19 protein-coding genes are annotated in these 18,230 nt (G+C 70.3%); 6 read left to right on the top strand and 13 right to left on the bottom strand.

Annotated features, from left to right (window positions below):
- Positions 1 to 27: 27 nt before the first annotated feature.
- The gene (locus ACFWN7_RS01610) at positions 28 to 1,248 is read right to left on the bottom strand and encodes a cation:proton antiporter (protein ID WP_376936915.1); all 1,221 of its coding nucleotides are present in this window, start codon (positions 1,246 to 1,248) and stop codon (positions 28 to 30) included.
- Between the two features lie 146 nt (positions 1,249 to 1,394).
- Between ACFWN7_RS01610 and nadE the strand changes: the two genes are divergently transcribed.
- Entirely contained in the window at positions 1,395 to 2,216 is an 822-nt protein-coding gene (gene nadE, locus ACFWN7_RS01605; protein WP_376936914.1) for an ammonia-dependent NAD(+) synthetase, read from the top strand.
- Between the two features lie 60 nt (positions 2,217 to 2,276).
- Here nadE and ACFWN7_RS01600 read toward each other — a convergent pair whose 3' ends face one another.
- From ACFWN7_RS01600 to ACFWN7_RS01590, 3 genes are all read right to left on the bottom strand, one after another.
- Entirely contained in the window at positions 2,277 to 2,402 is a 126-nt protein-coding gene (locus ACFWN7_RS01600) for a hypothetical protein (RefSeq protein WP_376936913.1), read from the bottom strand.
- A gap of 164 nt (positions 2,403 to 2,566) precedes the next feature.
- Entirely contained in the window at positions 2,567 to 2,920 is a 354-nt protein-coding gene (locus ACFWN7_RS01595) for a hypothetical protein (RefSeq protein WP_376936912.1), read from the bottom strand.
- Between the two features lie 97 nt (positions 2,921 to 3,017).
- Positions 3,018 to 4,025, bottom strand: a complete 1,008-nt coding sequence (locus ACFWN7_RS01590; protein WP_376936911.1) for an aldo/keto reductase — start codon at positions 4,023 to 4,025, stop codon at positions 3,018 to 3,020.
- Positions 4,026 to 4,237: 212 nt separating this feature from the next.
- Between ACFWN7_RS01590 and ssb the strand changes: the two genes are divergently transcribed.
- From ssb to ACFWN7_RS01570, 4 genes are all read left to right on the top strand, one after another.
- On the top strand, positions 4,238 to 4,780 hold the full coding sequence (gene ssb / locus ACFWN7_RS01585; RefSeq protein WP_376936910.1) for a single-stranded DNA-binding protein: 543 nt from the start codon (positions 4,238 to 4,240) through the stop codon (positions 4,778 to 4,780).
- 82 nt (positions 4,781 to 4,862) lie between these two features.
- Positions 4,863 to 5,357: a DUF6993 domain-containing protein gene (locus tag ACFWN7_RS01580; protein ID WP_376936909.1), complete on the top strand. Its 495-nt coding sequence runs from the start codon at positions 4,863 to 4,865 to the stop codon at positions 5,355 to 5,357.
- A gap of 4 nt (positions 5,358 to 5,361) precedes the next feature.
- The gene (gene ettA / locus ACFWN7_RS01575; RefSeq protein WP_376936908.1) at positions 5,362 to 7,044 is read left to right on the top strand and encodes an energy-dependent translational throttle protein EttA; all 1,683 of its coding nucleotides are present in this window, start codon (positions 5,362 to 5,364) and stop codon (positions 7,042 to 7,044) included.
- A 1-nt stretch (position 7,045) separates the two neighbouring features.
- Complete coding sequence (locus tag ACFWN7_RS01570; protein ID WP_376936907.1) at positions 7,046 to 7,522, top strand: acyl-CoA thioesterase; 477 nt, start codon at positions 7,046 to 7,048, stop codon at positions 7,520 to 7,522.
- 32 nt (positions 7,523 to 7,554) lie between these two features.
- Here the strand turns inward: ACFWN7_RS01570 and ACFWN7_RS01565 are convergent, their stop codons facing one another.
- The 3 genes from ACFWN7_RS01565 to ACFWN7_RS01555 form a co-directional block, all read right to left on the bottom strand.
- Positions 7,555 to 8,076: a hypothetical protein gene (locus tag ACFWN7_RS01565; RefSeq protein WP_376936906.1), complete on the bottom strand. Its 522-nt coding sequence runs from the start codon at positions 8,074 to 8,076 to the stop codon at positions 7,555 to 7,557.
- Between the two features lies 1 nt (position 8,077).
- Positions 8,078 to 8,569 (bottom strand): Rieske (2Fe-2S) protein, encoded by a 492-nt coding sequence (locus tag ACFWN7_RS01560; protein ID WP_376936905.1) that lies wholly within the window; start codon positions 8,567 to 8,569, stop codon positions 8,078 to 8,080.
- 101 nt (positions 8,570 to 8,670) lie between these two features.
- A complete protein-coding gene (locus ACFWN7_RS01555) occupies positions 8,671 to 9,552 on the bottom strand; it encodes an acyl-CoA thioesterase (RefSeq protein ID WP_376936904.1) in 882 nt (293 codons plus the stop codon).
- A 91-nt stretch (positions 9,553 to 9,643) separates the two neighbouring features.
- On the opposite strand from ACFWN7_RS01555, the gene ACFWN7_RS01550 reads away from it, so the two are divergent.
- Positions 9,644 to 10,321 (top strand): hypothetical protein, encoded by a 678-nt coding sequence (locus ACFWN7_RS01550; protein WP_376936903.1) that lies wholly within the window; start codon positions 9,644 to 9,646, stop codon positions 10,319 to 10,321.
- A gap of 34 nt (positions 10,322 to 10,355) precedes the next feature.
- Here ACFWN7_RS01550 and ACFWN7_RS01545 read toward each other — a convergent pair whose 3' ends face one another.
- From ACFWN7_RS01545 to ACFWN7_RS01520, 6 genes are all read right to left on the bottom strand, one after another.
- Positions 10,356 to 12,035, bottom strand: coding sequence for an FAD-binding dehydrogenase (locus tag ACFWN7_RS01545; RefSeq protein ID WP_376936902.1), 1,680 nt, complete (start codon positions 12,033 to 12,035; stop codon positions 10,356 to 10,358).
- Positions 12,036 to 12,099: 64 nt separating this feature from the next.
- Positions 12,100 to 12,528 carry a globin gene (locus tag ACFWN7_RS01540; RefSeq protein ID WP_376937098.1) on the bottom strand — a complete coding sequence of 143 codons (429 nt, stop codon included), beginning with the start codon at positions 12,526 to 12,528 and terminating at the stop codon, positions 12,100 to 12,102.
- Positions 12,529 to 12,569: 41 nt separating this feature from the next.
- Entirely contained in the window at positions 12,570 to 13,604 is a 1,035-nt protein-coding gene (locus ACFWN7_RS01535) for a mechanosensitive ion channel family protein (protein WP_376936901.1), read from the bottom strand.
- Positions 13,605 to 13,615: 11 nt separating this feature from the next.
- Entirely contained in the window at positions 13,616 to 16,207 is a 2,592-nt protein-coding gene (gene pepN, locus ACFWN7_RS01530; protein ID WP_376936900.1) for an aminopeptidase N, read from the bottom strand.
- Between the two features lie 34 nt (positions 16,208 to 16,241).
- Entirely contained in the window at positions 16,242 to 16,946 is a 705-nt protein-coding gene (locus ACFWN7_RS01525) for a response regulator (RefSeq protein ID WP_376936899.1), read from the bottom strand.
- The gene (locus tag ACFWN7_RS01520; protein WP_376936898.1) at positions 16,943 to 18,226 is read right to left on the bottom strand and encodes a sensor histidine kinase; all 1,284 of its coding nucleotides are present in this window, start codon (positions 18,224 to 18,226) and stop codon (positions 16,943 to 16,945) included. The genes ACFWN7_RS01525 and ACFWN7_RS01520 overlap by 4 nt, the downstream gene beginning before the upstream one ends.
- Positions 18,227 to 18,230: the final 4 nt, after the last annotated feature.

The following is an 18,230-nucleotide window of genomic DNA, read 5'->3' as shown; positions in this document are numbered from 1 at the left end:
CCAAGCATACCCGGGGGAGTGATGCGCTCAGCCCACCGTCGGCACGTGCACATCGTCGTCGGGGCGGCGGTTCGCGGCATCCGCTGAGCGCTTTCGCAGTGAGAGTCCGATGAGAGGGAAGAGCAGCACCGAGAGCATCCCCGCGCCGACGAGCGCGGCCGCGGTGCCGCTCGAGATATCGCCGGCGCTGACACCGATCGCCGTGACCGCGACGATGATGGGCAGCCCGGTCGCGCCGAGGAGTGCGGTGGCGGCGAGATCGCTGCGGCTCGATCCGACGGGTGCCGCGAGCAACGAGGGCAGTCCGCGCACGACGAGGAGGCCGAGGAGGGCGATCGGGAGGAGCGCGAGGCTCCGCCCGTCGGCGAAGAGCGCCTGGAGATCGAACGTCACGCCCGTGTAGATGAAGAAGACCGGCACGAGGAACCCGTACCCGAGCGCCTCGATCTTGCCCTCGATGACCTGCTTGTCGATCTCGGGCGCTCCCGACAGCAGCAATCGGTAGAGCACGCCCGCGGTGAACGCCCCGAGGAGCATGTCGAGATCGAGCACGACGCTGAGCCCGACCAGGGCGACCAGCACCAGCACCACCAGGCGCACACCGAACTGGCTGCTCGTGTGCATGGTTGCGGCGATGATGCGGTGCAGGCGGTGACCCGCGCCTCGTGCAGCGAGCCAGATGGCGAGTCCGGCCACGACCGCGAACGCGATGAGCACCAGTGCGGCGACGAGCGGCGAGCGACCGCTGAGGAAGAGGGAGATCGCGAGCAGCGGCCCGAACTCGCCGACCGCACCGAGCGCGATCACGGCGGCGCCGAACGGCGTTCTCAGGTCGCCCGAATCACGCAGGATCGGCATGATCGTGCCGAGGGCCGTGGAGGTCAGGGCGATGCCGACGAACGCGGCAGCCGACAGATGGGGCGCGATGAGGGCGGCCAGGCCGATCCCCGCGGCGAGCGAGATGATCCAGCCGATCGCCGCGCGACTGAGCGGCCGGCCGCGGATCGTACGGAAGTCGATCTCGTTGCCCGCGAGGAAGAAGAGCATCGCGAGCCCGAAGTCCGCGAAGAACTCCGCGAAGTCGTCGGGCACGATCCATCCGAGGATCGCGGGGCCGAGCAGCAGTCCCAGCACGATCTCGAACACGACGAGCGGCACCGCGACCCAGCGCGCGACGGCCTGCACGAGGAGAGGGGCCGCGACGGCCACGGCGGGGATGAGCACCAACGTGCCGATCGAGTACTCCACGCTCGCACCCCCGTGTCCGCCGCCGCCGCACGCACGTGCGTCTGCCCGCGATGCTAGCGGACCGGGCGACGCGCGGGTCGGGGTCGTCGGATGCCGCGAGCACGGGCGTTTCGTTCCGCGAAACGTCCCGGCGGTATCGTCGTGGAATGCGCGACCTTCAGGCGAGAATCATCGCGGAACTCAATGTCAGTCCGGCCATCGACCCCGCCGACCAGGCGCGAACCCGGATCGACTTCATGAAGGCGTATCTCCGCACGACGGGCGCGGCAGGCTTCGTGCTCGGCATCAGCGGCGGCCAGGACTCCACGCTCGCCGGGCGACTCTGCCGGCTCGCGGTCGCGGAGCTCGAGGCGGAGGGCGACCCGGCGCGATTCGTCGCGGTGCGACTCCCGTACGACGTGCAGCACGACGAGGCCGACGCACAGGTCGCGCTCGATTTCATTCAGCCGCCGGAGACCGTCGTCTTCAACATCGAGCGGGCGGTCGACGGCCTCGCCGCCGAGTTCGCCGACGCGACGGATGTGGCGCTGAGCGACTTCGGCAAGGGCAACGTCAAGGCCCGCACGCGCATGATCGCGCAGTACGCACTGGCGGGCGAGGGGCGGCTCCTGGTCGTCGGCACCGACCACGCGGCCGAAGCCGTCACCGGATTCTTCACGAAGTTCGGCGATGGCGGCGCCGACATCCTCCCGCTCACCGGACTCACGAAGCGCCAGGGGCGGGCGGTGCTGCACTACCTCGGCGCGCCCGAGCTCTTGCACCGGAAGGTGCCCACGGCCGACCTTCTCGACAGGAATCCGGGGCAGTCCGACGAGGCGAACCTGGGGTTGAAGTACGACGACATCGACGCCTACCTCGAGGGTGAGCAGATCGACCCCGCCGTCGCCGAGCGCATCGAGGCGCGGTTCCTGCAGACGCGGCACAAGCGGGCGGTGCCGGTCTCGATGTTCGACGACTGGTGGATCTGAGCCCTGCGTCGGCGCATCATCGGTCGTCACGGTGCAGAGAGCGACCCGGATGCCGCGGGCTCACGTCCGGGCGTCGTGGAGCGTCTGCGTCGGGGCGGTGTCGGTGCCCTGCGGGGCGGAGTCGAGCGACGCCGGGGCCTGATACCGCTCGTGGTGCTGCTCCGCGATCCAGGCGTCCTGCGCCACGACCGCGGCCTGCTCGGGCTCCTGGCGCTCGGCGCGCCACCGCAGGAGGTCGTTCTGGAACTGCTTGCGCGTCCGCGCCGGATGCCGCTGCCATTCGAGGAGGCGGTCGCGGAACTCGATGACCGCAGGATCGAGTTGGTATCCGAACGTCGCGGACGCGCGCTTCAGCTCGTGGAGCTGGTGCGCGGCCCAGTTCGCGGCGACATCCGACCCCGGATCGGCAGGAGTCTCACGACGATGTCGGCCTGGCCGACCAGGCGATCGGCGAGCACCTGCTCCTGCGGCGTGAGCGAGTTCCAGACGGACGCCTCGGTCGCGGCGTCGACGAGTGCGGCGATCGCCGTCGTTTTCGCCTCGCGGTCGCGCTGGGCGACGACGCGGCGGATCGCGGCGGTCGCGATCCAGGCCGCGAGCAGTCCGGCCGCGAGCACCGCGACGAAGAGCACGGCCGCCGTCAGCACGGTCGGCCGTGCGGCGTTCGAGGTGATCCAGGAGAATAGGTCGTTCCACCACTGCATGAGGGCAGGCTATCCCCGAGCGTCGCGTCGGAGGCGATGCGGCACGGCGCGCCCGCATCGTTGATCGGCATCGTCACCGCGACATCCGTCGGCGTGATCAGTCGGCCGCCGTGCCGTGCACCGCGAACGGCTCGATGCGGGAGATCTCGTCATCGGCGAGGGGAGGCGCGTCGAGGGCGGCGACGTTCTGCTCGAGCTGCGAGACACTCGATGCGCCGATCAGCGCGGAGGCCACCAAGCGCTGCCGCAGCACCCACGACAGCGCGAGTTGCGCGACGGTCTGCCCGCGCTCGTTCGCGATCGCATCGAGTCCGCGCAGGCGTTCGAGGTACTCGGTGCTGATCCGGTCGGGCGAGAGGAATCGACTCGTCGCGGCCCGCGAGTCCGCCGGGATGTCGCCCGACAGGTAGCGGTCCGTGAGGAGCCCCTGGGCGAGCGGCGAGTACACGATGCTCGCCGCGCCGACCTCCTCGAGCACGGGGAACAGGCCGTCCTCGATGTGCCGGTCGAACATCGAGTACCGGGGCTGGTGGATGAGGAGCGGCACGCCCTCCGCGTCGAGGGCCGCCGCGGCATCCCGCGTCTGCTCGGGGGAGTAGTTCGAGATGCCGACGTAGAGCGCCTTGCCCTGGCGCACGGCGCTCGCGAGTGCGCCCATCGTCTCCTCGATCGGGGTCTCGGGGTCGGGCCGGTGCGAGTAGAAGATGTCGACGTAGTCGAGGCCGAGCCGTGCGAGGCTCTGGTCGAGCGAGGCGAGCAGGTACTTTCGAGAGCCGAACTCGCCGTACGGGCCGGGCCACATGTCGTAGCCCGCCTTCGACGAGACGATGAGCTCGTCGCGGTACGGAGCGAGGTCGGTGGCGAGCAGCCGCCCGAAGTTCTCCTCGGCGCTGCCGGGCGGCGGGCCGTAGTTGTTGGCCAGGTCGAAGTGCGTGATGCCGAGGTCGAACGCGCGCCGGACGATCGCCCGCTGGGTGTCGAGCGGTCGGTCGTGCCCGAAGTTGTGCCACAGGCCGAGCGAGAGTGCAGGAAGCTTCAGCCCGCTTCGCCCCACGCGGTTGAAGGGCATCCGGTCGTAGCGGTCCGGAACAGCGGCGAAGGTCATGCCCGCTACTCTATGGGCGACGACTCGACCACTCGTCCTCGCCAGCGCCGTCGTGCCGAGAGTTGTGCACGATGGTGTTCCGTCTGGCCCGGTCGGACGGCGGGGGCCGCGATGCTGGGTGGCGACGCGGCATCCGGAGCCTGGTCCGGCACGAGCAGCTCCGGATGCCGCGAGCCGCCGACTCGCGGCGGCGAAACAGTCGAGGAGTGGAAATGACCGACAACATCACCGTGACCGGGGTCGTGGGCAGTGACCCGCGACTTCACGTCACGAACCAGGGACTCGCGATCGCGTCGTTCCGTCTCGCGTCGACGAGGCGGTACTTCGACCGCGCCAAGGGCACATGGGAAGACGGGGAGACGAACTGGTACACCGTCTCGGGCTTCCGCCAGCTCGCGCACAACGCGATGGCGTCCGTGGGCAAGGGAGAGCGCATCGTCGTGCACGGGCGGCTGCGGCTGCGTGCCTGGGAGAGCGGCGAGAAGTCCGGCACGGCGGTCGAGATCGAGGCCGACTCGATCGGCCACGACCTCGCGTGGGGCACGACGAAGCTCACCAAGGTGCGGGTGGCTCGCGAGTCCACTGGCGGCGAGCCGGTGGAGGAGGATCGAGGAACCAGCGTGGAAGCATGGCCGGGCGTCGCATCGGCCGTCGCCGAGCACGCGGTGGAGGATGCATCGGTCGACTCGGAGTTCGGTGCGGCCGAGGTGTTCGCCTCGGGCGACGAAGTGGGACGACACGAGGTCGCGGTCTGACCGCCGTGGACGACCGCCCGGTCGAGTCGGCACGTCGCATAGACTCGGCTGGGCGGCCGGCACCCGCCGAGGCAGGGGAACGGTGGCACGTCGACCGGGCATCCGTGCGTTCCTGGCGCTGGTCGCGGCCACAGTGTTCGTCGGCGCCGCGGGCTGCACGGTGTCGCCGTCCGCCCGACTGAGCGCGACGGCCACTGCCGAGACCTCGGCGGCGGCCCCGCCGACCGAACGGGCGGCGCACCTCCCGACCCTGGATCCGACGCGCTCGGCGGAGGAGAATCTTGCGTTCTTCGATTCGGTGAACGTCGGGGTCGTCGCCGCGAACGCGGAAGCCCGAGGGCGCGACTTCATCGACGCACTCGTCGCCGCGGGGTTCGACAGATCCCGGATGGAGATCACCGCAGATCGCACGACCGTCGACCTGCCGGCCGACTCGGTGCAGTTCGCTGTGCTCTTCCAGGGCCGGTGCCTCGTGGGCCAGTTCGGGGTTGCGTCGGGCGGATACCACGGCGCGGTGCGACCCGCGCTCGGCACCGGAGGCTGTCTCGTGGGCCAGACGCGCCCCATAGACTGGTAGCGACATGGCGGAATACATTTACTCGATGGTGCGCGCCCGCAAGGCGGTCGGCGACAAGGTCATTCTCGACGACGTCACGATGGCGTTCCTCCCAGGGGCGAAGATCGGCGTGGTCGGTCCGAACGGCGCGGGCAAGTCCACGATCCTGAAGATCATGGCCGGGCTCGACCACCCATCCAACGGCGAGGCACGGCTCACGCCCGGCTACTCGGTGGGCATCCTCATGCAGGAGCCCGTGCTCGACGAGACCAAGACCGTGCTCGAGAACGTGCAGGAGGGTGTCGGGCCTATCAAGGCGAAGATCGACCGGTTCAACGAGATCTCGCACGCGATGGCCGAGCCCGACGCCGACTTCGATGCGCTGCTGGCAGAGATGGGCACGCTCCAGGAGGACATCGACGCCGCCGACGCGTGGGACCTCGACTCCCAGCTCGAACAGGCCATGGACGCGCTGCGTTGCCCCCCGGGCGACGAACAGGTCTCGGTGCTCTCCGGCGGAGAGAAGCGGCGCGTCGCGCTGTGCAAGCTCCTGCTGCAGAAGCCCGACCTGCTCCTCCTCGACGAGCCCACCAACCATCTCGACGCCGAGAGCGTGCTCTGGCTCGAGCAGCACCTCGCCAAGTATCCCGGCGCCGTGCTCGCCGTCACCCACGACCGGTACTTCCTCGACCACGTCGCCGAGTGGATCTGCGAGGTCGACCGCGGCCGCCTGTATCCCTACGAGGGCAACTACTCGACCTACCTCGAGAAGAAGCAGGAACGACTCACCGTCCAGGGCAAGAAGGACGCGAAGCTCGCCAAGCGCCTCGCCGATGAGCTCGACTGGGTGCGCTCGAACGCGAAGGGCCGCCAGGCGAAGTCGAAGGCGCGCCTCGCCCGCTACGAGGAGATGGCGGCCGAGGCCGAGCGCACCAGGAAGCTCGACTTCGAGGAGATCCAGATCCCCGCGGGCCCTCGCCTCGGCGACATCGTGCTCGAGGCGAAGGATCTCGAGAAGGGCTTCGGCGATCGAGTGCTGATCGACGACCTGAGCTTCACCCTGCCGCGCAACGGCATCGTCGGCATCATCGGCCCCAACGGCGTGGGCAAGACCACGCTCTTCAAGACGATCGTCGGCCTCGAACCGCTCGACGACGGCAAGCTGAAGGTCGGCGACACCGTCAAGGTCTCGTACGTCGACCAGTCGCGCGGCGGCATCGACCCGAAGAAGACGCTGTGGGAGGTCGTCTCCGACGGCCTCGACTACATCCAGGTCGGCAAGACCGAGGTGCCCAGCCGCGCCTACGTCTCGACGTTCGGCTTCAAGGGGCCCGACCAGCAGAAGCCCGCCGGTGTGCTCTCCGGTGGTGAGCGCAACCGACTGAACCTCGCGCTCACCCTGAAGCAGGGCGGCAACCTCCTGCTCCTCGACGAGCCCACCAACGACCTCGACGTCGAGACCCTCTCGAGCCTCGAGAACGCGCTGCTCGAGTTCCCCGGCTGCGCGGTGGTGATCACCCACGACCGGTGGTTCCTCGATCGCATCGCCACGCACATCCTCGCCTACGAGGGCACCGACGAGAACCCGTCGTACTGGCACTGGTTCGAGGGCAACTTCGAGTCCTACGAGGCGAACAAGATCGAACGGCTCGGCCCCGAGGCCGCGAAGCCGCATCGGTCCGCGTATCGCAAGCTCACCAGGGACTGACATGCGGCTGCACGTCCCGACGCCGCTTCGCTGGTCCGACCTCGACGCGTACGGCCACGTGAACAACGCCCGGATGCTGAGCCTCCTCGAGGAGGCGCGCATCCAGGCGTTCTGGGTGAGCGACGACACCTCCGAGCATGCCGTCGGCGCCTCGACCGCGGTGATCGACGCGACCCCGGGCGCGAACACGATCACCCTCATCGCGCGGCAGGAGATCGAGTACCTCGCTCCGATCCCGTACCAGCGCCAGCCGGTCGACATCGAGCTGTGGATCGGTCGCATGGGCGGGGCGAGCCTGGACGTCTGTTACGAGGTCTACTCGCCCGCCGGGGTGGAACCTCGCGTGCTCTACACGCGCGCCGTGACGACCATCGTGCTCGTCGACGCCGCAACCGAACGCCCGCGACGCATCGAGGCGCACGAACAGTCTGCGTGGGCACCGTACCTCGGCGAACCAGTGGAGTTCCGCCGCCGCTGAGGCCGGATGCAGGCCGAGCCGGCCCCGCGAGCTCAGGGTTCGAGCGGCTCGTCGCTGAACGAGCCCTCCCACACCGCCCGGGTGCCGGCCTCCCCGATCCGCACGAGCGTCCAGGTGGAACCGACCGCGATCGCGAGGGCCGCGACGGTGAGGATGACGCTCACGATGACCCGGATGCCCCGGCCGAGACCGGTCCCCGCCGAATCCTCCGCGCGGCGTGCCGCGACGATCTCGACGACCGCCCAGGCGGCGATCACGACGGCGATCACGAGCAGCGCGATGAGCCACGGCACGATGTCCTCGCCCTGCGCAGTGTGCGCCTGGATCAGTGGGGCAGGGGGCACGCGCACCTCGAGCCACTTGCCGGCCTCGATCGTGAGGAGGCCGAGCGGGAGCAGCAGGGCGGCGGCGATGAGCACCGGAAGCCAGAGGATCCGCCTCGCCGCAGGCCACGCTGCGATCACGATGAGCGCCAGGGCGAGGAGGGGCGTCAAGACGATGACCGCGTGCACGAGCAGCACGTGCAGCGGCAGCCCCGCGAACGTGTAGCCCATCTCAGGAGGCCGCGACGATGCGATCGCCCGAGACCGCGACCGGTATGGGCGAGAGTGCGTCGAGAGCGGGCCCCTGGAGTACGTCGCCGGTCGCGGCGTCGTACCTCGAGCCGTGGCACGGGCAATGGAACTCATCGCCCGCGGCGGCCACGACGCACTGCTGATGCGTGCAGATCGCGCTGAACGCGACGACCTGGCCCGCCGTCGGCTGGGCGATCAGCGCGTCCTCGCCGTTGATCTGTGCGGAGATGCTGCCGCCGACGGGAACGTCGGACAGCGCCGCGATGTCGTCGCCCACGGCAGGCGCGTCGGGTGCCGAACTCGGCTGGGCGGGCGTCTCGTCGGTGACGGTGGGCGGAGGAGTCGTGTTCGGGGAGGCGGTGTCGCTCGGGGCATCCGCCATACAGCCGGCGAGCGCGAGCGCACTGCCGACCGCGCCGACCGATCCGAGCGTCAACACCGTTCGCCTCGTGAAGTCCGCGGGATCCGTCATCGCATGCGCTCCTTCGTTCACATCGCTCGCGCACGGTGCGCGACCGATGACCCCATTCTGGGCCTGCAACTGCAGCCAGACCGGGAACCCACAGGATTCATTCAGTCGAATACATCCGGGTCGGGCACGCGGACCATGCCCTCCTGCGCGACGCTCGCCACGAGCACGCCGTCGCGGGTGTAGATGCGGCCGAGGGAGAGTCCCCGCCCGCCGCTCGCGGAGGGTGACTCCTGCACGTACAGCAGCCACTCGTCGACGCGTGCATCACGGTGCCACCACATGGCGTGATCGAGGCTCGCGACCTTCAGGCCGGGGGTCGCCCAGGCGATGCCGTGGGCCCGCAGCACGGGCTCGAGGATGGAGTAGTCGCTCGCGTACGCGAGGGCGGCGCGGTGCAGCTTCGGGTCGTCGGAGAGCCGTCCGAACGCCCTCATCCACACCGCCTGCTGCGGCATCCGCTCGCCGTCGACCCTGAGGTAGACCGGTGATGGGATGTGCCGCATGTCGAACGCGCGTTCGTTCGACCAGTACCGGGCCACGTCGTGGTCGAGGCCCGCCAGCACATCGGCCGTGGTCGGGAGGGTCTCGGGGTCGGGCAGCTCCGCGGGCATGTCGAGTTGATGCTCCACGCCGTCATCGCCCCGCTGGAACGAGGCGATGAGCGACAAGATGGGTTGGCCGTTCTGGTAGGCGTGGGTGCGCCTCGTCGAGAACGAACGGCCGTCGTAGAGCCGATCGACCGAGAAGGTGATGGGGTGGGCGACGTCGCCCGGCCGCAGGAAGTATCCGTGCATCGAATGGATCGTGCGGTCCGCGGGCACGGTGTGCATCGCGGCGACGAGCGACTGCGCGAGCACCTGCCCGCCGAAGACGCGCCCGAGCGGCATCCACTGCGAGGGGCCGGTGAAGATGTCCTCCGTGGTGCGGGCACCCGTGTCGGTGAGGCGCAGGGTGCTCAGCAGTCCATCGATGGATCCCGTCATCGTTCCTCCGTGTCGGTGGGCGGTGACCGCCCGGCACAGGCGGACGCGGCCCGCCGGTGCGGCAGCGCACCCTTGGTAGTTTAGACAGCTGATGGTTCAACAACTCACGCTCGCAGACAGCTTCTCCCTCGGCGACCTGCACACCTACCTGCAGCGCGCCGGGCGCGTCGACGACGGCTCCGTGCGCCTCGTCGCCGGCTCCGGCATCCTCGCGGTGTACACGGCCATCCTCTATCCGCGCGGCATCCTCGACGAGAGCCCCACCGTGCTCGGCCTGCGCACCTTCGAGCTGTTCGAGACCGACGACTTCGACGTGGTGGTGCCGATGCGCTCGTTGGTCGAGCGCATCGTGCGGGCACGAGGCGAACTCGGCGACGACGAGTCGCGTCCGGTCGCGATGACGCGGCCGCCAGAGGTCAACACCGTCACTTGGGCGGGGATCTCGCCGCCACGAGGCGGGTGGCGGGCGCTCGGCGAGACGGATGCCGCGACGCTCGAGTCGGCGGCCCGGGCCGGCATCGAGGAGGTCGCCGAGGCGATCCCCGAGGGAACGGGCGAGCATCTCGTGCAGCGTGTGCGGTCCGAAGTGTGGGGCCGCGGCGTCGAGGGGCTCGAATACGTCCCCGCCGGTGCCGCGTTCGGCGCCTACAGCCTCGGCTTCCTCGGGGACGACCCCGTGCGCCTGTTCGAGACGGGCCCGTGGACGCGGCTCACGTCGCGACGGGGCCATGTGCTCGTGCGGCGCAGGCCGTGGACGCTGAAGTCCTGATCGGGTCTCGATACGCGTCGTGCTGCGCGCGGCGCTACCCGACCACCGTGCGGCCGGCGATCGACCGCCCCGCCGCACGGCCGGTGAAGAGGCATCCGCCGAGGAAGGTGCCCTCGAGCGCCCGGTAGCCGTGCACGCCGCCGCCGCCGAACCCTGCCGCCTCGCCGACCGCGTACAACCCGGGCACGACCGAGCCGTCGGCGCCCAGCGCCCGCGAGTCGAGGTCGGTCTGGATGCCGCCGAGACTCTTGCGGGTGAGCAGGTGCAGCTTCACCGCGATGAGCGGGCCGGCCTTCGGGTCGAGGATGCGGTGCGGCGTGGCCACCCGGATGAGCTTGTCGCCGCGGTACCTGCGTGCGCTGCGCACCGCGGTGAGCTGCAGGTCCTTGGAGAACTCGTTGTCGAGCTCGCGGTCGCGGGCGACGATCTCGCGCTCGATGTTCGCGACGTCGAGCGGCACGTCGGGTGAGAGCGCCCGCATGCCGTCGAAGAGCTCGGCGAGGTTGTCGGCGACGACGAAGTCGACGCCGTGTCGCTTGAACGCCTCGACCGGGCCGGGGGCGCCCGATCCGAGGCGGTCGGCGAGCAGCTTCAGGTCCTTTCCGGTAAGGTCGGGGTTCTGCTCGCTGCCCGAGAGCGCGAACTCCTTCTCGATGATCTTCTGCGTGAGCACGAACCAGGAGTGGGCGTGCCCGGTCGCCACGATGTGCTCGAGGGTGCCGAGTGTGTCGAACCCGGGAAAGAGGGGCACCGGGAGCCGGCGGCCCTCGGCATCGAACCAGAGCGACGACGGCCCGGGGAGGATGCGGATGCCGTGTGACGGCCACACCGGGTCCCAGTTGGTGATGCCCTCGGTGTAGTGCCACATGCGGTCGCGGTTGACGAGCCGTGCGCCGGCCCGCTCGGCGATCGGGAGCATGCGCCCGTCGACGTGGGCGGGAACCCCCGAGAGCATGTCGGCGGGCGCCGTGCCCATCCGTTCGGGCCAGTACTGTCGCACGAGCTCGTGATTGCCGCCGATGCCGCCGGATGCCACGACCACCGTGGGGGCGCGCAGCTCGAAGTCGCCGACGACGTCGCGGTTGCTGGGCCCGCCGCGCCCCGCGGCATCCGGGGCCAGGACCGCGCCGCGAACCCCCGTGATCGCACCTGACTCGGCGACGAGCTCGTCGACGCGGTGCCGATGGCGGAACTCGACGAGACCGGCCGCCGCCCCTGCCCGCACGCGTGCGATGAACGGCGCGAGCACGCCGGGGCCGGTTCCCCACGTGATGTGGAACCGCGGCACCGAGTTGCCGTGCCCGATCGCGTGGTATCCGCCGCGTTCGGCCCAGCCCACGACGGGGAAGAAGCGGAGGCCCTTCTCGCGCAGCCATGCGCGCTTCTCGCCGGCCGCGAACTCGAGGTAGGCCTCAGCCCAGCGACGCGCCCACTCGTCCTCGTCGCGGTCGAAGGCCGCCGTGCCCGCCCAGTCCTGTCTCGCGAGCTCGAGCGAGTCGCGCACGCCCATGCGACGCTGCTCGGGGGAGTCGACGAGGAACAGCCCGCCGAACGACCACCACGCCTGGCCGCCGAGACTCGCCTCGGGCTCCTGATCGACGATGACGACCCGCCTGCCGGCGTCGACGAGCTCCGAGGCCGCCACGAGGCCGGCCAGGCCGGCGCCGACGATGATCGCGTCGGGCTCGAAGAGGGGTGCGGGGGAGGCGGCCACGTGGACTCCTTCGTCTCGGGTGGTGCGTGTCGGTTCTGGCGAGCGCCCCGGGGCGCACGTCGTCTCAGTCGTCGAACGTGTTGACCATCGCGAAGGCGGCGCGCTGCAGGTAGTCCCAGAGCGTCTCCTCGGCGAGCGGGGGCAGGTCGAGCGTATCGACCGCATGTCGCATGTGGGCGAGCCAGCGATCGCGCGCCTCGGGATTCACCTTGAACGGCTGGTGCCGAAGGCGGAGCCGGGGGTGGCCGCGCCGCTCGCTGTAGGTGCCAGGACCGCCCCAGTACTGCACGAGGAACATCGTGAGGCGCTCGGCGGCGGGGCCGAGGTCCTCCTCGGGATACATGGGCTTCAGCACGGGGTCGCCGGCGACGCCGCGATAGAACTCCGCCACGAGTCGCTCGAATGTCGGGTAACCGCCGACGGTCTCGAAGAACGAGGGCCCGAGCGCCGCACCGTTCTCGCTGCCGCGGAGCGGGACGCTCGCGGGCCGCACGGGCCCGGATGCCGCGGACGCCGTCGTCTCGTTCACGTCACTCACGACCCGCCTCCCGTCTTCACGGCCGTCGGCGCCGTCTTCGGCGGCTTGGCCCCCTTGACCCTGGTCGCGCCCTCGAAACCGGTGAGCACGACACTGCTGAGGTTCGGGACCTTCACGTCCATCGCGTCGAGCGAGCGCTTCAGGCGCATCCGCAGTTCGCGGGCGATGTCGTCCTTCGCCGAGGTCCGCACCTTCATCACGACGCGGATGACCATCGCCTCCGCCGAGATCGACTCGAGACCCCACACCTCGGGCTTCTCGAGCACCCGGGAGCGCCACTTGCCCGAGTGCGAGAGCTCCGTCGCCGTGCGCAGCAACTCGGCCTCGACGGCATCGACATCGACGTCGTACGGTACGGCGAGGTCGAGGATGACGCGCGACCAGCCCTGCGACATGTTGCCGACGCGCAGGATCTCGCCGTTGCGCACGAACCAGAGCGTGCCGTTGACGTCGCGCACCTTCGTGATGCGGATCTGCACCTCCTCGACGATGCCGGTCGCGGGGCCGAGGTCGACGACGTCGCCGACGCCCAGTTGGTCTTCGACGACCATGAAGAGCCCGTTCAGCACGTCCTTCACGATGTTCTGGGCGCCGAAGCCCAGTCCGGCGCCGATGGCCGCCGAGAGGAGCGCGAACGACCCGAGAATCGAGGAGTCGATGACGTTCACGATCATGAGCGTCACGATGATGAAGAGCGTCACGTTCACGACGTTCCGGAGCACCGTGCCGAGGGTTCGGGTGCGCTGCACGACGCGCACGGCAGCGAGCGGCGAGGCCTGCAACGCCTGCGTGTCGGTGACGTCCTGCTTCTTCTTCACCCCCGAGACGATGCGGGTGACGACGCGGTCGATGACGAAATGCAGCACCCAGCGGATGAGGAGCGCGATCGCGAGGATCACCACGATCGCGAAGAGCTTCCCGACGATGGTGCCCCAGTTGTCCGCCCAGAACTGCGCGATGCCCGCCCAGAAGTCGCCGCTGAGCGGGGTCTCCTCGATCGGCGGCGCGATGGGCTCTGCTGCGGCGGACATGGTGTGAAAGTCTACTGAGTCGCGCCCGTGAGCTCGCTGGCATCGCGGGCGCGCGCCGCGAGCGCACGCTCGAGTTCGTCGAGCTGCTCCGAGACGAGGCGGTGCAGCGGCGCGGGGGCCGGGTTCGCGTCGAGCCACGAGCGTGCCATCGCGGCCAGCCCTTCGTCGACGAGCGGCGATGGGAAGAGCCGTGACACAACGAGCGACGCCATCGTGAAGCTCCGGTTCGCCCAGACATCCTGCAGCATCGCGAAGTACTCGCCGGCGGCCCCGGCGAGCAGCTCGGGCTGGGTCGTGCGGCGCCACCCCTCCGCGATCGCGCGAGCGAGGTCGTTCGAGAGGCCCGTATCGGTCGCGACGCGTCGCCACGCGGCATCCTTCACCGCCTGGTCGGGCCGTGCGGCGCGAGCGGTCTCGGCGAGCTGCCGACCCTTCGCGGTGTCGTCGAGGGCGAGCGCGGCGTCGATCTCGTCGTCGGATGCGGCGCCGAGCACGGCGCGCGCGGTCACGAGCTCCCAGCGCAGGTCGAGGTCGATCTCGAGCCCGTCGAGCTTGATCGAGCCGTCGAGGAGGCTGCCGAGCACGTCGGCGTGCGCCTGGCTCGCGGCGAGGCGCGTGAACGCCTTGACGAACTGCAGCTGCGCGTCCGAGCCGGCGGGCGCGAGCTCGGCGATGGCCCACAGCGCGTCGCCGGTCTCGGTCGCGAGGCGCTCGCGGTGGTCGCCGGCGAGGTAGCGGGAGACGGCGAGCTCGAGACGGTTGAGCGCGAGGCCGCGCGAGGCCGACTGCGTCTCGTGGCCGACGCTGCCCAGCACGAGCCGCACGAAGGCGCTCGCGGGCAGCTCGGCGTCGCGCACGGCATCCCAGGCGGAGCCGAGCACCACGGCACGGGCCACTGGATCGGAGAGCTCGCCGGGGCGGGCGACGGCGGTGGCGAACGACGTGGCGTCGAGCCGCACCTTCGCGTAGGTGAGGTCGTCGTCGTTCACGAGGAGGAGGTCGGGTCGGGGGAGCCCGACGAGCTCGGGCACGGCGGTGGTCGCGCCGTCGACGTCGAGCTCGATCCGCTGCGTTCGCACGAGCGCGCCGCGCCCGTCGGCGGTATAGCAGCCGATCGCGAGCCGATGGGGTCGGAGCGTCGGATGCGTCGGGGCCGCCGTCTGTTCGACGTGCGCCGTGGTGATGGTGCCCGCGCCATCCGTCTCGATGACCGTCCGCAGGGTGTTGACGCCCGCCGTCTCGAGCCAGAGTTCCGACCAGCGGGCGAGGTCGCGGCCGCTCGCACGCTCGAGCTCATCGAGGAGGTCGCGAAGGGTCGCATTGCCGCCCGCGTGCGCGGTGAGGTACGCCCCGACGCCCCGCTGGAACGCGTCGAGCCCGACCCACGCGACGAGCTGCTTCAGCACCGAGGCGCCCTTGTCGTAGGTGATCGCGTCGAAGTTCACCTCGACGTCGCCGAGGTCTTCGATGGACGCGACGATGGGGTGCGTCGAAGGCAGCTGGTCCTGTTCGGCGGCGTGCGTCTTCTCATCGCTCGCGAACGTCGCCCAGACGCCGGTGAACTCGGTCACCTGCTCGGTCGCCAGGGTCGACGCCCAGGTGGCGAACGATTCGTTGAGCCACAGGTCGTTCCACCACTTCATGGTGACCGAGTTGCCGAACCACATGTGCGAGAGCTCGTGGAGCACCACGATCGCCCGCTGCTCGCGGCGGGCGTCGGAGACCCGCGAGCGGAACAGGTAGCTCTCGTTGAACGTGACGGCGCCGACGTTCTCCATTGCGCCCCAGTTGTACTCGGGCACGAAGATCTGGTCGTACTTGCCATACGGGTAGGCCACGCCGAACGCGGTCTCGTAGAACGCGAGGCCGGCCTGCACCGTCTCGAACATCACGTCGGGCTCGGCGTGCTGCGCCAGCGAGGCGCGGGTGAACAGGCCGAGCGGGATGTCGCGGCCGTCGACGCTGCGAGCCGACCCGAGCCATGCGGAGTACGGCCCGGCGATGAGGGCGACGATGTAGCTCGAGATCGCGGGGCCGGCCTCGAACGACCAGGTGGCGGATGCCCCGTCGGCCGCGGTCCCTGAGCCTGTCGGACGGGGCGTGGGCTCCGGCGTCGGCGCGTTGCTCAGCACCGTCCAGCGTGCGGGCGCGGTCACGGTGAAGCGGAACGAGGCCTTCAGGTCGGGCTGGTCGAACACCGCGAAGACGCGGTTCGCCTCGGCGACGGCGAACTCGGTGTACAGGTACACTTCGCCGTCGACCGGGTCGATGAAGCGGTGCAACCCCTCGCCGGTGTTGGTGTACCGGGCGTCGGCGACGACACGGAGCTCGTTCTCGGCGGCCAGCCCGTCGAGACGGATGCGCGTCCCGTCGCTGACGAGAGCGGGGTCGAGCGTCTCACCGTTCAGCTCCACGGCGTGCACCGCGTCGGTGCACGCTTCGATGAACGTCGACGACCCCGGGATGCTGTTGAACCGCACGACAGTCTCGCTGCGGAAGGTGTCGCCGCCGTTCGTGAGGTCGAGGACGACCTCGTAGACCGGGGCGCTCACCGTGACGGAACGATCCGCCGCTTCGACACGCGTGAGGTTGGCAGCAGGCATGGATGAACCTTCCGTGTCGGGGTGCCCAGCCAGCCTACCGACGGTCGCCACCGGGGCGCGGCGCGAGCAGGCCGTGCTCATACGCGAGGATCACGAGATGTACGCGGTCGCGTGCGTCGAGCTTCTGCAGGATGCGCCCGACATGGGTCTTCACGGTCGACTCCGACACGTGGAAGCGTGCTGCGAGGTCGGTGTTGTTGAGGCCCTCGGCGATGGCGACGAGGATCTCCCGCTCGCGCGGTGTCAGCGTGTCGAGCAGCGACGGCGGGTGCGAGCCGGCGGCACCGGCCAGCGGCAGCTCGTCGGCGAACATCTCGATCATCCGCCGCGTGATGCGTGGGGCGAGGGCGGCCTCGCCCGCGTGCACGGTGCGGATTGCGCTCACGAGCTCCTGTGGGCGCACGTCCTTGAGGAGGAAACCGCTCGCGCCCGCGCGGATCGCGGCGAAGGCGTACTCGTCGAGGTCGAAGGTCGTGAGCACGATGATGCGCGGCGGCCGTTCGCCCGCCATCACGGCGGCGGTCGCGGCGATTCCGTCGACTCCCGGCATGCGCACGTCCATGAGCATGACGTCGATGGCCGTGGATCGTGCCAGGTCGATGGCGACTGCGCCGTCGCCGGCTTCGCCGATGACCTCGAGGTCGGGCTCTGCCTCGAGCACCATGCGGAAGCCGGTGCGCACGAGCGCCTGGTCGTCGACGATGGCGACGCGGATTGCGAAGGGTCGGTCGTCGGTCATGCGCCCTCTTCGGTTCGGTCGGATCCTATGTGCAGCGTGGAGCGGAGACGCCATCCACCTGCGGGCCGGGGTTCAGCGTCGAAGGTGCCGCCGTACAGTGCGACGCGCTCGCGAAGCCCGGCGAGTCCGCGACCGGCGCCCGCCATCTGGGGTGCGCTGTGCCGGGCGTCATCTTCGACCGTGACCTCGACCTCGTCATCGCGCCGCTCGATGCGCACGTCGACGTGCTGCGCCCCCGTGGCGTGGCGCAAAGCGTTCGTCAGTCCCTCCTGCACGACGCGATACATGGTGAGTTGCAGCGCGGGCTCGGTCACCGCGGGCCCCGAAGTGGTGAGGCGCACCGGCAGCCCCGCCTCGCGAAAGCCGTCGACGAGCGCGGGTATGGCCGCGACATCCGGCTGCGGCGATCGGTCGGCGGCCTGATCAGCCGGCCCGGTCAGCACGCCCAGCATGCGGCGCATCTCACCGAGGGCGTCGCGCCCGGCGTCGGCGACGTTCCGCATCGCGTCGGCGGCGCGCTCAGGATCGCGGCCGGCGGTCGCCGCCGAACCCTCGGCGAGCGTGATCATGACCGTCAGGCCGTGCGAGACGATGTCGTGCATCTCGCGGGCGATGCGCGAGCGCTCCTGCGCCGCGGCGAGCTCTGCCTGCTGGTCGCGTTCTCTCGCGAGGTCGTGGGCGCGGGCGATGAGCGCATCGAGGTACCGGCGGCGGTTGCCCACCGTCACGCCGATGAGCGTCGCGATGAGCATGAAGAGCGCGAACGCGATCGACGAGCCCAGCGGTTCGAGATCGAACGGCTCGACGATGAGGATGTCGCCGAGTCGAGCGGCGAGGAATGACGTCAGCGCGGCGACGCCCACCGACACGCCGAAACCGATCCAAGCCGACCGCGACGAGTCGTAGACGGCGACCGCGTAGAGGGCGAACAGGATCGCGATGATCTCGATGGATCCCGCCGGCGCCGAGACCAGGCACACGAGCAGGCCGAGCCCCAGCACGATCCGGGGGCGCGTGCGGCGGAGTAGGAAGAGCGCGACGGCCGCCGCGAGGATCGACGCGACTTCGACGATGGCGAACCACACCGGGAGTCCGTCGACGACGGCGGTGACGATTGCGGTGATGATCGTGAGGAGTCCGTAGGTGCCGGCGATGAGCCCGTCGCTGAGCCGCGGATGCCGGCCCCAGAACTGCCGGAACACACCGGGCGGCCGGGGCAGGCGCGGCTCGCCCCCGACCACGGCATCCGGGTGGTCGGGGGCGAGCCACGGCTGGGTCATGGAC

Source organism: Agromyces sp. NPDC058484 (assembly GCF_042720415.1).
Lineage (GTDB): Bacteria > Actinomycetota > Actinomycetes > Actinomycetales > Microbacteriaceae > Agromyces.
This window is presented reverse-complemented; position numbering and strand designations above follow the sequence as displayed.

What these genes read in the sequence shown, in the direction of transcription:
- nadE (WP_376936914.1), top strand. Translation starts at nt 1,395, where the DNA reads ATGCGCGACCTTCAGGCGAGAATCATCGCGGAACTCAATGTCAGTCCG.
- ACFWN7_RS01595 (WP_376936912.1), bottom strand. Translation starts at nt 2,920, where the DNA reads ATGCAGTGGTGGAACGACCTATTCTCCTGGATCACCTCGAACGCCGCA.
- ACFWN7_RS01590 (WP_376936911.1), bottom strand. Translation starts at nt 4,025, where the DNA reads ATGACCTTCGCCGCTGTTCCGGACCGCTACGACCGGATGCCCTTCAAC.
- ssb (WP_376936910.1), top strand. Translation starts at nt 4,238, where the DNA reads ATGACCGACAACATCACCGTGACCGGGGTCGTGGGCAGTGACCCGCGA.
- ettA (WP_376936908.1), top strand. Translation starts at nt 5,362, where the DNA reads ATGGCGGAATACATTTACTCGATGGTGCGCGCCCGCAAGGCGGTCGGC.
- ACFWN7_RS01570 (WP_376936907.1), top strand. Translation starts at nt 7,046, where the DNA reads ATGCGGCTGCACGTCCCGACGCCGCTTCGCTGGTCCGACCTCGACGCG.
- ACFWN7_RS01565 (WP_376936906.1), bottom strand. Translation starts at nt 8,076, where the DNA reads ATGGGCTACACGTTCGCGGGGCTGCCGCTGCACGTGCTGCTCGTGCAC.
- ACFWN7_RS01560 (WP_376936905.1), bottom strand. Translation starts at nt 8,569, where the DNA reads ATGACGGATCCCGCGGACTTCACGAGGCGAACGGTGTTGACGCTCGGA.
- ACFWN7_RS01555 (WP_376936904.1), bottom strand. Translation starts at nt 9,552, where the DNA reads ATGACGGGATCCATCGATGGACTGCTGAGCACCCTGCGCCTCACCGAC.
- ACFWN7_RS01550 (WP_376936903.1), top strand. Translation starts at nt 9,644, where the DNA reads ATGGTTCAACAACTCACGCTCGCAGACAGCTTCTCCCTCGGCGACCTG.
- ACFWN7_RS01535 (WP_376936901.1), bottom strand. Translation starts at nt 13,604, where the DNA reads ATGTCCGCCGCAGCAGAGCCCATCGCGCCGCCGATCGAGGAGACCCCG.
- pepN (WP_376936900.1), bottom strand. Translation starts at nt 16,207, where the DNA reads ATGCCTGCTGCCAACCTCACGCGTGTCGAAGCGGCGGATCGTTCCGTC.
- ACFWN7_RS01525 (WP_376936899.1), bottom strand. Translation starts at nt 16,946, where the DNA reads ATGACCGACGACCGACCCTTCGCAATCCGCGTCGCCATCGTCGACGAC.
- ACFWN7_RS01520 (WP_376936898.1), bottom strand. Translation starts at nt 18,226, where the DNA reads ATGACCCAGCCGTGGCTCGCCCCCGACCACCCGGATGCCGTGGTCGGG.